Below are 14,435 nucleotides of genomic sequence, written 5' to 3' on the forward strand. Positions count from 1 at the left end.
GCGATTTCGGCATCATGATGCGCGCCAGTGCGATCACGCGCACGAATTCGATCGGCTCGATCGGCCTGGCGTCGGCAAGCGGGGTGCCGGCGATCGGGATCAGCATGTTGATCGGAACGCTCTGCGGATGTTCCGGCAGATTGGCCAGCGTCACCAGCATGTCGATCCGGTCCACCGGCTCCTCGCCCATGCCGACAATGCCGCCGCAGCAGACCTTGATGCCGGATTGGCGAACTTGTTCGAGCGTATCGAGCCGGTCGGCAAAGCTGCGCGTGCTGATGATCTCGCTGTAGTAGCGCTCCGACGTATCGATGTTGTGGTTGTAGTAGTCGAGACCAGCCTGTTTCAGTTGAGCGGTCTGCTCAAGATCGAGCATGCCGAGCGTCATGCAGGTCTCCATGCCCAGCGCCTTGACGCCTTCGACCATCGCCACGACCGCATCCATGTCGCGCGCCTTGGGATTGCGCCACGCGGCTCCCATGCAGTAGCGGGTGGCGCCGGCGTCACGCGCCTTGGTCGCTTCGGCGATGACGCGCCGGACCTCCATCAGCTTCGACGCCTTCAGGCCGGTTTCGTGACGCGCCGACTGGCTGCAATAGCCACAATCCTCCGGGCATCCTCCCGTCTTGATGCTGAGCAGCCGGCTGAGCTGGACCTTGTTTGGATCGAAATTCTGGCGGTGCACGGTTTGCGCCAGGAAGAGGAGATTGTTGAAGGGGGCATGGTAAAGTGCCTGAGCCTTCTCCAGGGTCCACGCTCCGGGGTCAGGGGATTGAGCCTGTGGCGATGTCTGCGTTGAACTTGCCGTTTGCATGTCCATGCTGTTCCTCCGGTCTGTCTTGCGGGGTCTTTGCTATCTGACTGTTGACGATCGGAGAGGACAGTTGACCCAATCCTGACTCAGACAATCATGAGCCCCGATGGTCGAGGCCGATATCCAGGATCGGCGCGCTGTGGATGAGTCGGCCGACCGAAATCAGATCAACGCCGGTCGCGGCAATCGCTCGCGCTGTATCGGATGTGATCCCGCCAGAAGCCTCGGTGATAGCACGGCCGCCAACGATTGCGACGGCGCGGCGAAGATCGGCGAGGGACATGTTGTCGAGCAGAACCGCATCGGGAGCGAAGCCAAGCACCTCCTCCAACTGGGCCAGAGTATCGACCTCGACTTCGATCTTGACGAGATGACCGGCCCCTCTTCGTGCGCGCTCGAGCGCCGGGCGAACGCCGCCTGCGATGGCGATGTGGTTGTCCTTGATCAGAATTGCGTCGTCGAGGCCGAAGCGGTGATTGGATCCGCCACCCGCGCGCACCGCATACTTTTCGACTGCCCGCAATCCAGGCGTCGTCTTGCGCGTGCAGACGATCTTCGCGCCATATCCACGAACCGCAGCGACGATCGATGCCGTTGCTGTCGCGATGCCGCTCAGATGGCACAAAAAATTGAGTGCCGTCCTTTCGGCTGTGAGAATGGCCCGGGCCGGGCCAACCACTGATGCAATGATCTCTCCATCCACGACATTGCAGCCGTCTGCGCGCTCCACCGAGATTTCGACAGCAGGATCAATCAAGCCGAAAGCGAGCATCGCCAGATCGAGGCCGGCGACAACTCCGGACTGTCGCGCCACCAGCACGGTTCCCGCTTGGTATTCCTTCGGGACGATGGCCTGCGTGGTCAAGTCGCCGGCTCTGCCAAGATCTTCAAGAAGAGCTGCCCGTACAAGCGGCTCAAGCACGACCGTGGGTAGCGGTGAAAGTGTCATCACTTTGCCCCTTCCAAGTTTGGCGAGTGTCCGAGTTCGCGCGCAGCGTCCAAGGCGGCTTCGAGCGTGATTTCGGACCGTCGGGCGGCAGTCGCATGATGGGGAAAATCTGTCCGGTAATGAGCGCCGCGGCTTTCTTCGCGCAACAAGGCGGCAACCGCGATCATTAGCCCGACAGCCGCCGGATCCGAGACCGCATCCTTGCTCTCGGCGAGCGGCAATAAGGCACGCGCGGCTGCTTTCAACCCTTCACCGTCCCGGACGATGCCGAGTGCGCGCGACAGGAAAACACGCACGGGTATCGGGGCGGGCGGTGGGTAAACGTTCGCAAACGCAGGTCTTGTTCTGCGAGCAGGCGTTCCGGCGACACTTTCAGCGACCCAGCGGGCGCACACGATTGCCTCGGTCAAGGAATTGCTGGCGAGCCTGTTGGCGCCATGCAGTCCTGTCGAAGCGACTTCGCCGCAGGCCCACAGCCCCTCGACGGAGGTCCTGCCAAAGCTGTCCACGGCAACGCCACCCATGTGGTAGTGTTGGGCCGGACGAATGGGGATGAGATCGCGCGCGGGATTGATGCCCGCTCCACGACAGGCTGATGCGATTGTCGGGAAATGTCGAGCGAATGCCGGGCCAGGCCGTTGTCGGGCGTCGAGAAAAACACGGTGGCCGTTCGCAAGATGGTTCCACACGGCGCGGGCCAAGACATCGCGAGGCGCAAGTTCCGCCCCCGGCACGCTTTGAAGAAAAGCCTGGCCGGTTTCATCGATCAGGGCAGCACCTTCGCCTCGGACAGCCTCGCTGACCAGGGCCATAGGGCGTTCTGGGCCGTCAAGCGCGGTCGGGTGGAACTGGATGAATTCGAGGTCGGCTAGGACAGCTCCAGCGCGGGCCGCAAGTGCAAGGCCTTGTCCGCAACTGCCACAAGGGTTCGTGGTGTCGAGAAACAGTCCCCCGATGCCACCGGTGGCGAGGACGACCCGCCGTGAGCCGAAGAAGAAAGGTCCGATCGAACAGCTCGCCCAGACGCCCCGGATCGCATTCTCTCGCACGGCCAGCCGGCGCGCTTCCACGCCCTCCACGACAACTATCGACGGAGTGGAACGCACAGCCGCGATCAGGGCACGCATGATCTCACGCCCGGTGCCGTCCCCATGCGCATGAACGATGCGACGTCGACTGTGTGCGGCCTCCAATCCGAGGCACAGTGATCCTTTCGGCGTGCGGTCAAAGGGAACCCCAAAGGCCGCAAGCCCCTCTATGGCCTTGGGCGCGGCTTGGAGGATGCGGCTCGCCACTTCTCTGTCGCAGAGACCATCCCCGGCAGCAAGCGTATCGGCCAGGTGCATTGCCGGATCGTCGTCTTCGCCGAAACTTGCAGCCAGACCCCCCTGTGCCCAGGTGCTCGAATTGTCAGCTCCCAGCAGCGACCTTGACAGAAGAAGCACCGGCTCCGGCGACAGTTGAAGCGCGGTCATCAGTCCGGCGATGCCGCCGCCGATGATGATGGGCCGCCCGAAGAAGCTGCGGAGGTCGGCGCTCAAACTGCCAGCATCCGTTCGACCGCAAGCCGCGCGCGCCCGGCGATCCCGGGTTCGATGGTTACGACATGGTGGTTCTGCTCGAGCGCCGTGCGGATGTTGGCAAGCGTGATCCGCTTCATGTGCGGGCACAAATTGCAGGGCCGGATGAACTCGACCTCTGGGTGCGCTAACGCGACGTTGTCGCTCATCGAGCATTCCGTCATCAGCACGACACGTGGCGGCCTTTGCCTGTCGACATAGTCGGACATGGCAGCCGTCGAGCCGGAAAAATCTGCTTCAGCCACGACGCCGGGCGGGCATTCGGGATGGGCGAGCACGACCACGCCGGGATGGCTTTCGCGCAACTCGCGGATGTCGGCCGGTGTAAAGCGCTCATGCACCTCGCAATGCCCTTTCCAGGCGACGATCTGCACATCTGTCTGGGCGGCGATATTCTGGGCCAGATATTCGTCCGGCAACATGATCACCCGGAGAACCCCCAGGGATTCGACGACCGCCTTGGCGTTGCCGGATGTACAGCAGATATCCGACTCGGCTTTCACTTCGGCCGACGTGTTTACATAAGTAATGATCGGAACGCCGGGATAACGCTGGCGCATCAGGCGCACGTCTTCTGCCGTGACTGATTCCGCCAACGAGCAACCGGCGCTGAGATCCGGAATGAGCACCGTCTTGTCCGGATTAAGGAGCTTGGCCGTTTCGGCCATGAAATGGACGCCGGCCAGCACGATGACTTGCGCCTCGATCGTCGCAGCCGTGCGGGCTAATGCCAAGCTGTCGCCGACGATGTCGGCCACGCCATGGAAAATCTCGGGCGTCTGATAGTTGTGCGCCAGGATGATGGCGTTGCGCTCGCGCTTCAGTGCAAGGATCGCCTCGATATCGTCGACGAAAGCCGGCCATTCGATCGGCGGGATCACTCGCCGGACGCGCTCGTAGAGCAACGCGGCCGCAGGCAGCATGGCGCTCATCAACCCCCTCCCGCTTATACTCTAATTGAAAATAACCAGCATATACTTGCTGTGAGTATAAGGGATGTCAACCCCGCGCCAGCGGCAATTTTGTCCCGGAGATGAGCCTATCGTCGAGAACGGCGTGGCGGAAACGGAAAAGCTTCGCTGGCCGGCCGCCGGTCTCAGCGGTGGCCTCTCCGGTTTCCTCGACCAGCTCCTGCTGTTCGATCAGTCGGCGAAAGTTCGGCTTGTGGATGAGCCTGCCGGCGAGCGCCTCGACGGTTCGCTGCAGCTGCAAAAGCGTGAAGACCGGCGGCATCAGCTCAAAGACGACCGGCCGGTATTTGATCTTGGAGCGCAGCCGCGCAATGCCGGTCGCCACGATGCGGCGATGATCGGCGACCATGGACTTGCTGGGCACCAGCGGAGGGGGCGCCGCGTCCCGCCCTCTTACGGCCTCTTGGACCAGGCCTGCTTCGTAGACTAACTCATAGCGTTGAAGCGTGAGTTCCTCGTTCCAAAGGCGGTCGTCGAAGCCGAAGGCTATCGTCGCCCGCTGCCAGCGTTCACGTCGCGTGGCCGCATCGCGGACGCCGTTTGCCCATTCAATCAAGCGTGGTCGCAGAACGTCCAGCACGACCGGAGGCGTGCCGGAGCGGTGGTCCTCCCATGGAAAATATTCATACCAACTCTGCCATCCGCACTTGGGCGAGCCCGCTGCCTGTTCCTTGCGGGTCAATGCAAGATAGCTGATGGAGATGACGCGCTGCTGGCGCTCGGCACCGATGCGATCCCGATCAGCGAACGTGTAAAGTTGCTCAATGTACCCCAGCCGATGGCCGGTCTGCTGCTCGACCCACCCCCTCAAGCCGGATTGCAGCGATCGGTGCTCAAGCGCAAAGGGACCGGAGGGCAAGGTGTCTGCCTGGCCGATGGTGAGGACACAGGGTTCACTGTCGTTTACGGCGACGACAAGGGCGATCAGGTCCACTTTGACGTCGTCGGCCTTGAAGGCGGCTCTGTCTTTCCTGAGTCGTATTGCCTGATCGTCCATGTTCGCGAATTACTTGGCCAGCTCGGGGGACCTTAATCGATTTAGTGTAAGCGCGCCTGTCGGCACGTCAACACCCCACAGCTGCACGGGCATTTTTAGCTCTTCGCACCTGCACAAAAATGTGCCAAAGGCGACACCCGCGGTTGGTAACGTAGGGGAAGGAGGATCCATTGAGCGCGTTTGGTGACACCAAGGCGATCACACCGCCGGATATTCGTTCGCGCAAAGGTGGGACGCCGCTCGTCTGCCTTACCGCCTACACCACCCCAGTCGCCCGGCTTGTCGATCCCCATTGTGATGTGGTGCTCGTCGGCGACAGCGTCGGCATGGTTCTCCACGGCCTGCCCTCGACGCTCGGTGTCACGCTGGAGATGATGATCACGCACGGCCAGGCGGTGCGCCGTGGCATCAAGCAGGCGCTGATGGTGGTCGACCTGCCGTTCGGTTCCTACGAGGAAAGCCCAGAGCAGGCTTTCCGAAATGCTGCGCGCGTCATGTCGGAGACCGGCTGCACGGCCGTCAAGCTCGAAGGCGGCGAAACGATGGCAGAGACGATCGGCTTCCTCGCCGCACGCGGCGTGCCCGTCATGGCTCATGTCGGCTTGACGCCGCAGGCCATCAACGCCATCGGTGGCTACCGCGTGCAGGGCAGGGGCGGGGATGCCGAGCGCATCAGGCGCGACGCAATTGCGGTGAGCGAAGCGGGCGCCTTTGCGGTCGTCCTGGAAAAGGTTCCTGAAGCGCTCGCCCGCCGGATCACCGGGGAGGTGGCGGCCCCGACCATTGGCATCGGTGCCTCGGCAGCCTGTGACGGCCAGATTCTCGTCGTCGACGACATGCTGGGCCTCTTCGGCGACTTCCGACCCAAATTCGTCAAGCGCTATGCTGAACTGGGGGAGGCGGCTGCGGCTGCGATCGCTTCCTATGCGCACGAGGTGAAGGAGCGCCAGTTTCCGGCCGCCAAGCACGTGTTTGCCGATGCGCCCAAGCCCGCCGACACGGACGCCACCAAGAGCGGAGAAGCAGCGTGAGCGTGCCGATCGTCAGGAGCGTTGACCAGCTTCGCGAAATCGTCGCCGCATGGCGCCGCGAGGGCGTGAGGATTGCCGTGGTGCCAACCATGGGCGTCCTGCATGAGGGCCATCTCAGCCTGGTGCGCGCTGCACTCGAGAAGGCAGACCGTGTGATCGTGACGCTCTTCGTCAACCCGAAGCAATTCAACAGCCAGGCCGATCTTGCCGCGTATCCGCGCACCGAGGACGAGGATGCCGCCAAGCTGGCACCGGTTGGCGCGCACCTGCTTTATGCGCCAGATGCAGAGGAGATGTATCCGGCGGGCTTCGCCACCACCGTTTCGGTGTCCGGTGTCAGCGAGGGCCTGTGCGGTGCCTTCCGGCCGGGACATTTCGATGGCGTGGCGACCGTCGTCGCCAAGCTCTTCCTGCAGACTAGCGCTGACTTCGGCTTCTTTGGCGAAAAGGACTTTCAGCAAATTCACCTGGTCAGGCGCATGGCCCGGGATCTGGATATTCCAATCACCATTGTTGCCTGTCCGACAGTCCGCGAAGCCGACGGTCTTGCGCTATCATCGCGCAATGTGCGGCTCTCGCCAGCGCAACGCGCTGTTGCTCCCAAGCTATCATCGGTCCTGCTCAAGACGGCTGAGCGGCTTGGGCGCGGCTCACCCGTCCTGCCAACGCTTGCAGAATCTCGCGCAGCAATTCTGGCTGCAGGCTATCGCGAGGTCGAATACCTGGAACTTCGCGAAGAGGCAGATCTGCACCCGATGACAAGCCTTGATCGACCGGCACGGTTGCTTGCCGCGGCCTGGCTCGGCGGCACACGTCTCATAGACAACGTCAGACTATTTCGGATTGGTTCAACAGATTAGCCACGTTCTCGGCACGCGCTGTATCCGTCCGGGATCGTTTAAAACAAGGTCTCTGCCTGGCATTGAGCGAACGGAGGTTACGCACAGGGCAAATGCATCGCGTGTTTGAGAACTTCGTCGAGCAACTGTCTGCAAGTGTTGATGCTGCCGATCTCTGTGAGGCAATGGCCTCCGCTGCAGCCGGCTTCGACTTCCCGCTATTCGCCTATTTCACTTACCCGTCGGCCTCCGGCGACGCCCCCCAATTGATTTCAAACTATCCTTCATCCTGGACATCACGTTATCTGCAACAGCGGTACCACAGTCTTGATCCGGTCATCCTGCGCGGGCTGCAAGGCTGGGATACATTCGATTGGGGTGTGGACCGCGCTCGACACTGTCTGCCGAATTCGCAGCAACAAATTCTGGAGAGTGCGGCTGAGTTTGGCATCTGCGGCGGCCTGACGATGTCCATGCATGATCATCTCGGCCGGTTTGCAGCCCTGACCTTTGCTTCCGACGAGTCCCGTCCGCCTCTTTTACGGTCACTGGCACGTTACGAAAAAGCATTGCAGCTGGTGGCCATCAACTTTCATATCCATGTCCGGCGCAGGCTCGCCGATGATCGCGTGGTGGATGGTGTAACGCTCACCCCGCGGGAGTTCGAGTGCCTGAAATGGGCGGCGCGCGGCAAGTCGGCTTGGGATATCAGCCAGCTTCTCGGCGTCTCAAAGCGCACCGTGACTTTTCACTTGGAAAACGCCAAGGCAAAGTTCGGCGTCCGAACGATCAACCAGGCCGTTGCACGAATGGCTGCCTCCGGCCAGACGAGATCCTGATTCTTCAGCCACGATACCTGTAAACCTCTACAGGCTGCATCGCTGTCAGCTTTGCCCTTCGATGGCGGGAACACATCCCACATGGAGGCGACCATGATGCAACTGATAACACCAGACTTTTACAACGAGTTTGCAGGCGAACTCAAAGAGATGCACGGGCTCAGGTTTCGGGTGTTCAAGGAAAGGCTCGATTGGGAAGTTGATACCGAAGACCAGATGGAATCCGATCCGTTTGATGCTCTGAACCCCGTCTATCTGCTCCTCAAAGGATCCGACTGGCGAATTCGCGGTTGCGTGCGTCTTCTGCCCAGCACCGGACCCACAATGTTGCGCGACACCTTCCCGGTGCTGCTGGGTGCTGACGTCGTGCCCTCGACCACCGACATATGGGAGAGCAGTCGTTTCGCGCTCGATCTTCCTCCGTCGGCGCCCAAGGCTGCGGGCGGGCTGGCCCAGGCGACCTACGAGCTCTTCGCGGGCATGATCGAATTCGGCTTGGCCAAGGATCTGACCCGGATAGTAACGGTGACGGATACGCGCATGGAGCGGATCCTCCGCCTGGCTACGTGGCCATTGTCGCGCATCGGAGAACCCAAATGCGTCGGCAAAACGGAGGCGGTGGCTGGGTTTCTCGAGATTTCCCACGCGAGCCTTTTGCGCATCCGCAGCAGGGGACGTCTGATTGGACCGGTACTGTGGCAACCGGTTCTAGGCCCGTCGGCATAGCGCCATAGTGGACACCTGAGCCATGAAGGATGCTGGTCTGTCCAAGGAAGCGACGGTCGGCCTTGTATGCTGGCCGGACTGGCGTCGCCACGACGCTTACCACTATGCCAGACGATTGCCACGCACCGGCTGGGCCTGGGAGTTTCTTCGGCGCAATCCACAATTCCAGCGCGACCACGCCAAGATGGCACCGTCCGCCTGCATTGTCGGACCCCAAGGCGACATGCAGATAATCGAGTTGACGACAGGATCAGCTCTCCTAAGACAATGGAGCCTTCTTTTTCGCCGACGCGCCACTTTCGGACGCTACATCGGCAAGGGTCTTTTGGGATCCGCGCGATTGCGCCTGTATTCTACGAGCGGCCGCGGAGCCGCTTGGGCTCGACCACGATTTTGAACCGCTTCACCTTTCTTCGCTCTCATGCTGCAAGGACATCCTGCTGACAGCTGCGGGCGTGCAGCACGTGCTGCTGAGGGAGAACTGCCGGAGTCTGCAGATCGCCGTTTCCGGTGCGTCCGTCCTCCGCCCGTTGCGGCTATATGTCGACGCGATCGTTCAGCCGCAGCACCTCAAGTTCCATGTCGCTGCCCTTCAGTTCTTGAACCACGTCAATGGTTGCGCCCGCCTGTCAGCTGCTTGCTTTCCGCCGGAACACCGCGGAGCGCGTCTGCGTATCGTACTCCAGGCTTTGGATGGCTCGCTCGCGGGAGCATCTCATCAGGAGGTCGCCATTGCCTTGTTCGGCAGACGCCGTGTCGAAGAAGATTGGCGTCATCCAGGTGGCCATCTTCGCGATCAGGTACGTCGCGCCATCCAACGTGGCCGCTACCTGATGGGCGGCGGCTACAGACAGTTCCTGAGGTAATTGGGGTGGTTGTGATTGTCTTATTCGAACGCGCAACCTCCATTTTCTCACTGCAATTGTGCGTTGCGCAAAACGTGGCAAGCGCCTAGTTCTTCCCGCGGCGAATCCGGTTTCGGCGAAGCACTGAGACCCAACCTTCGTCGATAAGTGCCTTCATGCCCTGAGAATCCCGATGACCGTTAGGAACCCCGACAAAGCCGGCGCTGCAAGCCTTGAGACAATCGCGCGAAACGGCAGCATGCTGCGTCGCATAGCCGTACGCATTCCGACCTACCTGTCGGATATTCGCGAGAACCCGGCGTGGCTGCCCATGTTCATGTTGGCGCGCACCATGCCGGCACGGAGAATGCACTGGCGTGGTGCAAAGCCGGTCCGAAGGTCAAAGAGCCCAGGACACAATGTTTGCCGGTGTCAATTGCCACGACGTCGTCGACGCGCTGCAGATGGATGGGCTTTTTCCCGGCCTAGTCCTGCCAACAATGGTGGCTGAAAATGTAGCCGCATTCGCCAGGTGCACACCTTGTTTCGGCAATTTCGACCGCCGACTCGAATTCATGCCGGCGGAGCATGTGGAGGCTGAGGCGCGGTTTGGCCGTCCGTTGCTCAGCGGCCATTATTTCGAGCGCATTCTGGGCTGTAACTCGGCCGTTGCCATCCAAAACGATCCGCTGCTCGTGGATATCGGGGCGCACTATCTCGGCGGCCAGGCGACGCTGATCACAACGCGCGTCTGGTGGAGCTTCCCGACCGGCCAGGCGTCGGACGCCGACAAGAACCTGGCTTCGCTCGGCAAATACCACTTCGACCTGGATGATTGGCGGATGCTGAAGTTCTTTTTCTATCTGGTGCCTGTCGACGAGGGGACCGGTCCGCATGTCTATGTCCGCGGCAGCCATAATCGTCGTCGGCCATCCCGCGCAAGAGATTCTGGGCGTCTACGGCAAGCAGAGCCCGGTCACGCTGACCGGCGAGGCCGGTTTCGGTTTCGTCGAGGATCCGTTCGGGTTCCATATGGGCACCGTGCCGGCGCACAGGCCACGGCTAATGATGGAAGTTGGCTTCGGGGTTTCTCCTCCATCACGCCGCCGCTTCCATGGCGAGCCTGTGATCCGCTGATTTCGAAAAGTCCCGAAACAGCCTTCCCGGACCACAAGTCTTGTGAGGCAAGATAAGGCTATGCCGCCAATCGATCTGTTCGGCGCCCAAAGCGGTTGTCCGCACATGCCTTGAACTGGGCTGGTGCAACGAGTCTCGCCATTGCTCCAACCAGCGCATGAATGCCTGCTTAATCGAAGTTAGATGGCAGTGCGCCCCAAGATCCTCCTCGATATCGCCTCAGATGCTCTTCGAAAACCTCCTCTACGGACCGAGTCATCTCCGGTCCCCTTTGCAGTGGCCGGAAGGTGGTGCACAGCCGTATCGTGCTTCGGAATCCTGAATGGATGCGAGGGGCGGTTTTCCTCGGGCGGCGCATGCAACGGTGCCGGCATGACAGCTTCGTCTTGGATCTGATGCTCGGCAACGTCGGCGGTGAAGGCTCTGTTTAGGCGGCTTACCCGGACATGGCCTCAATGCAGGAGATCGGCCATCTCCCTGTTCGAGCACATTCATTGGGGATCGGGCGCCTGCGGCCAAGGCAGTTGGCTGATTAGCCGAGCGTATTCGGCTTCAGCCCTGCCATACGACCCGTCAGCCAGCGCAATCAGACGCGTGCGATCAAGGATAACGACCTCTCCTCGCATCGATCGTATCAGACCTTGCCCCTCTAACATTTGCAGCGCTATGGTGACGCCGGGCCGCCTGACACCGAGCATGACTGATAAGAACTCGTGCGTAATCGCCAAGCGGTTTCCGTCGACGCGATCATCACACATCACCAGCCATCTTGAGAGCCTATCGACGATGTTCATCCGGGCATTGCTGAGCGCGGTGAAGCTTGCCTGGAGGTGAAAGTAGTGAACGTAGCGGAGCAGAAAAGTTCGCAGGGTTGGGCTTGTCAAAAGCGCCTTGGTGAAGAGGCCCGCGTCGATAACAAAGGCGCGGGCTTCTAATTGCACGTAACAATCGTGCGTTGATCGGTCATCGCCCATGATAAGCGCTGAGCCGGTCATGCCCTCACAACCAATGATTCCGATCTCAGCTTCAATACCAGGCCGCAGTTCGCCCACCACTGACCCGAGACCGCTCTCGAAGAAGTACACGGTTCTGATTGGTGACCCCGCCACTTCGAGATGCGTCTTCAGTCCAAGGGAGACGCTTTCCAAGTGAGGTTGCAGCAATGCCAAATCTGCCGAGCACATTCGAAGCAGCAGCGAATTGCGATAGATGGAATTTTGGCGGGTGTCGCGTTGCGCGGCAGTGTGAGTTTGTGAACTGGAGTCTGTCATAGCTCCCTCTCCCTATTGGGGCGGAAGCATGTTGATCGCTCACAGCCGACGGACGCCCTTAGAGTTGCCGTCGATGGCACACTGTATGCCTGCGAACCCCGGATGTCCCATTTTTTTGATTAACTGCGTTGATCGGCGCGAGCCAAGGTTTGGCGCGCCCGCGCTAACACGGCATTCAGATACTCCAGGAATTCGTCATCGCTTTTCGTTGACAAGCCGACTTGTCGACTTGTCGAGCGCGAGTCACAATGCGCTCCTGGAGTGAACCGCTGCCTCATAGTGGTCCACGACCAGCTGATATGAAGCGCCTACTGATCCGATACCATTCTTTGGACCGCCGGAAGGTGGAGTTTTCCGGCTGTTTCACGATGGCGGTGACGACCCGCTGGCGTGTGCCGGCGTATTGCGGGAGAGCGTCCTTTCCGAAGATCATTCCCTCTACAAGCCGCCGCGATAGCCGCAGAGGTTCGCTGTTCTCCGGGAACATGTAGTGACGACTGGACACCCGGCTTCGCTCCTTCGATCGCCGAAACGCGATGGCACATTCATGGTAGGCGGCTGTCTAAAGATTGCAGTATCAAAACTCATTGGCAGCATTTGATCAACTATCGCTCACGCTGCTGGATACGAGCAGCTGTCGCACTTCGCCGGAGACAAATAAGTCAACCGCGAATTGACTGTGAGAGGGATGAGTCCCAATTGGGTGATGCCTGACACTGGTGGAAGGCGAAACTGCGGGCGACTGGAAGCTCAGCAATGCCCATGAAATTGGGCAGCTGGTGCTGGTCCGGCGCTATGACGTCAGACGATGGTATCTGCCGAATGACCTGGGGAATCTTCGGGGACGTCGAGGCCGACGTGGTCGGAAGCAAAATGAGTTACAGGCGGTGCGGCAGGAACGAGTATATGCAAGCTGAGAGGCCTGGTGAGCGATACGGGTGCGCCTGAGTGTCAATGGCGCATTTAGCAAAGGCCCTGGCACATGATTCACCGCCGTGCGAGCTGATCGAAACTGGTTTGCTGGATTGCATCGTAATAGCGCCGCCCACCAGGTTTCTATCGTTTGCGGTTAGGGCCGCATGGCGCGCTTGTCGGACGCAACAAGCCAGCTTGGGCAATAGGCAGCAGGCAGTCCACACTGTACTCCCTACTGCAATCCCTAGCCCCGAACGAGACCGCCATGCCGTCACCTCCCGATTTCACCGACGATTTTCGCGCCGGGCTGATCACGCTGCTGCGCTGGCGCAGGAATGTGCGGCGCTTCGAGCCGACGGCTCTGCCGGAGGGCAAGCTGGAACGGCTGCTCGAGCTCGCCAGCATTGCGCCCTCCGTTGGCCTCAGCCAGCCCTAGCGCTTCGTAGTGGTCGACAACCTCGAGCGGCGCACCGCCGGTGAGAGACTGCTTCGAACGCTGCAATGCCGAGGCGCTCACGTGCTTTTCGGGAGAGCGCGCTGCACTCTATGCCCGGCTGAAGCTTGCGGTCTCAACGAGGCGCCCTGTCAGTTCGCGGTTTTCGCCGACCGCACGACCGGACAAGGCCTTGGGCTCGGTCGCATAACAATGCCGGCGACCATCGACTATCGGCCGTCATGGCGGTGCACACACTGTGGCTAGCGGCGCGGGCGGAAGGCATCGGCATGGGCAGGGTGTCGATCCTCGATGCGACCGAGATGGCCGAGATTCTCGACACGCCGCCCGAGTGGACGCCGATCGGTTATTTCTGCCTCGGCTAGCCTGCGAGGAGCACGACATGCCCACCTTGGAACGCGAAGGCTGGGAACATCGGCGGCCGCCGGTGGTGATCAGGCGGTAGGGCGGGTGCCCATCACTTCGTCTCTTCCCCGGCGATGAGCTTGACGCAGATCGGGTCGCCCTTCGCCATCGGGGTACATTGCCATTCCGGACCGAAGCCGAAGTTCGTGTTCTTGCCAAGGCCAGGAAAGAGCACTGACAAACCGGACCGCAGCGAAGATGGCGCTGGCGGCAACCGGGCTGAAGCCGGGCATGGAGGTGGTCGACCTCTGCTGCGGCGACGGCTGTGCCGATCGCCACGGTCGCCCGCCATGTCGTCGCCATAGACATCGACGCCGACCAGCTGGAGGCCACGCAGCGCCGCTACCGGCGCCGGCGTGACCAATTGCGAATTCGTCGCCGGCGACGCCTATGAACTCGCTACTCTGGTGTCACGCCCAGTCGACCTCGTCTTCATGGCCAACGCTTTCCATGGCGTCCTGGACCGACCGCGGCTGGCACGTGCCGTGCGCGAGGCGCTCGCCCCCGGCGGGCATTATGCCATCGTCAACTGACACCGGCGCCGCGCGAGACGACGACGGTCCTGGGCGAGCCGCGCGGCCCGCGAAGCAAACTCAGGCTGTCGCCGAGACAGACCATCGCCGATGCCGAAGTCGGCGGCACAATGCTTCTACATGCCGGAC

13 protein-coding genes and 2 pseudogenes are annotated in these 14,435 nt (G+C 61.1%); 9 read left to right on the plus strand and 6 right to left on the minus strand.

Annotated elements, in window-relative coordinates; all coding sequences use genetic code 11:
- The 5 genes from bioB to NKJ90_RS29740 form a co-directional block, all read right to left on the minus strand.
- Positions 1-814 (minus strand): biotin synthase BioB (bioB, locus tag NKJ90_RS29720; RefSeq protein WP_352487493.1); only part of this gene is annotated, 814 nt, incomplete at its 3' end.
- A gap of 94 nt (positions 815-908) precedes the next feature.
- Positions 909-1,763: a carboxylating nicotinate-nucleotide diphosphorylase gene (gene nadC / locus NKJ90_RS29725; protein WP_352487469.1), complete on the minus strand. Its 855-nt coding sequence runs from the start codon at positions 1,761-1,763 to the stop codon at positions 909-911.
- Entirely contained in the window at positions 1,763-3,304 is a 1,542-nt protein-coding gene (locus tag NKJ90_RS29730) for an L-aspartate oxidase (protein ID WP_352487470.1), read from the minus strand. Before NKJ90_RS29730 ends, nadC begins: the two co-directional genes overlap by 1 nt.
- Positions 3,301-4,275 (minus strand): quinolinate synthase NadA, encoded by a 975-nt coding sequence (nadA, locus tag NKJ90_RS29735; RefSeq protein ID WP_352487471.1) that lies wholly within the window; start codon positions 4,273-4,275, stop codon positions 3,301-3,303. The genes NKJ90_RS29730 and nadA overlap by 4 nt, the downstream gene beginning before the upstream one ends.
- 67 nt (positions 4,276-4,342) lie before the next feature.
- Entirely contained in the window at positions 4,343-5,311 is a 969-nt protein-coding gene (locus NKJ90_RS29740; protein WP_023762816.1) for an NUDIX hydrolase, read from the minus strand.
- Positions 5,312-5,481: 170 nt separating this feature from the next.
- Here NKJ90_RS29740 and panB point away from each other — a divergent pair, with 170 nt between their 5' ends.
- The 7 genes and pseudogenes from panB (at position 5,482) to NKJ90_RS29775 (ending at position 10,728) form a co-directional block, all read left to right on the plus strand.
- A complete protein-coding gene (gene panB, locus NKJ90_RS29745) occupies positions 5,482-6,342 on the plus strand; it encodes a 3-methyl-2-oxobutanoate hydroxymethyltransferase (protein WP_352487472.1) in 861 nt (286 codons plus the stop codon).
- Positions 6,339-7,202, plus strand: coding sequence for a pantoate--beta-alanine ligase (panC, locus tag NKJ90_RS29750; protein ID WP_023795254.1), 864 nt, complete (start codon positions 6,339-6,341; stop codon positions 7,200-7,202). Before panB ends, panC begins: the two co-directional genes overlap by 4 nt.
- A 92-nt stretch (positions 7,203-7,294) precedes the next feature.
- Entirely contained in the window at positions 7,295-8,020 is a 726-nt protein-coding gene (locus tag NKJ90_RS29755; protein WP_023776416.1) for a LuxR family transcriptional regulator, read from the plus strand.
- 93 nt (positions 8,021-8,113) lie between these two features.
- Entirely contained in the window at positions 8,114-8,746 is a 633-nt protein-coding gene (locus tag NKJ90_RS29760; protein WP_352487473.1) for an acyl-homoserine-lactone synthase, read from the plus strand.
- Between the two features lie 22 nt (positions 8,747-8,768).
- Positions 8,769-9,143, plus strand: coding sequence for a transcriptional regulator domain-containing protein (locus tag NKJ90_RS29765; RefSeq protein ID WP_352487474.1), 375 nt, complete (start codon positions 8,769-8,771; stop codon positions 9,141-9,143).
- 67 nt (positions 9,144-9,210) lie between these two features.
- Entirely contained in the window at positions 9,211-9,612 is a 402-nt protein-coding gene (locus tag NKJ90_RS29770) for a DUF2285 domain-containing protein (RefSeq protein WP_352487475.1), read from the plus strand.
- A 172-nt stretch (positions 9,613-9,784) separates the two neighbouring features.
- Positions 9,785-10,728: pseudogene (locus tag NKJ90_RS29775) on the plus strand (hypothetical protein).
- Positions 10,729-11,219: 491 nt separating this feature from the next.
- On the opposite strand, the gene NKJ90_RS29780 reads toward NKJ90_RS29775, so the two are convergent.
- On the minus strand, positions 11,220-11,999 hold the full coding sequence (locus NKJ90_RS29780; RefSeq protein WP_352487476.1) for a Crp/Fnr family transcriptional regulator: 780 nt from the start codon (positions 11,997-11,999) through the stop codon (positions 11,220-11,222).
- 1,180 nt (positions 12,000-13,179) lie between these two features.
- On the opposite strand from NKJ90_RS29780, the pseudogene bluB reads away from it, so the two are divergent.
- Positions 13,180-13,813: pseudogene (bluB, locus tag NKJ90_RS29785) on the plus strand (5,6-dimethylbenzimidazole synthase).
- Between the two features lie 316 nt (positions 13,814-14,129).
- The gene (locus tag NKJ90_RS29790; protein WP_352487477.1) at positions 14,130-14,306 is read left to right on the plus strand and encodes a methyltransferase domain-containing protein; all 177 of its coding nucleotides are present in this window, start codon (positions 14,130-14,132) and stop codon (positions 14,304-14,306) included.
- Positions 14,307-14,435 lie beyond the last annotated feature (129 nt).

This window comes from Mesorhizobium sp. M0051, assembly GCF_040323235.1.
Classification (GTDB): domain Bacteria; phylum Pseudomonadota; class Alphaproteobacteria; order Rhizobiales; family Rhizobiaceae; genus Mesorhizobium.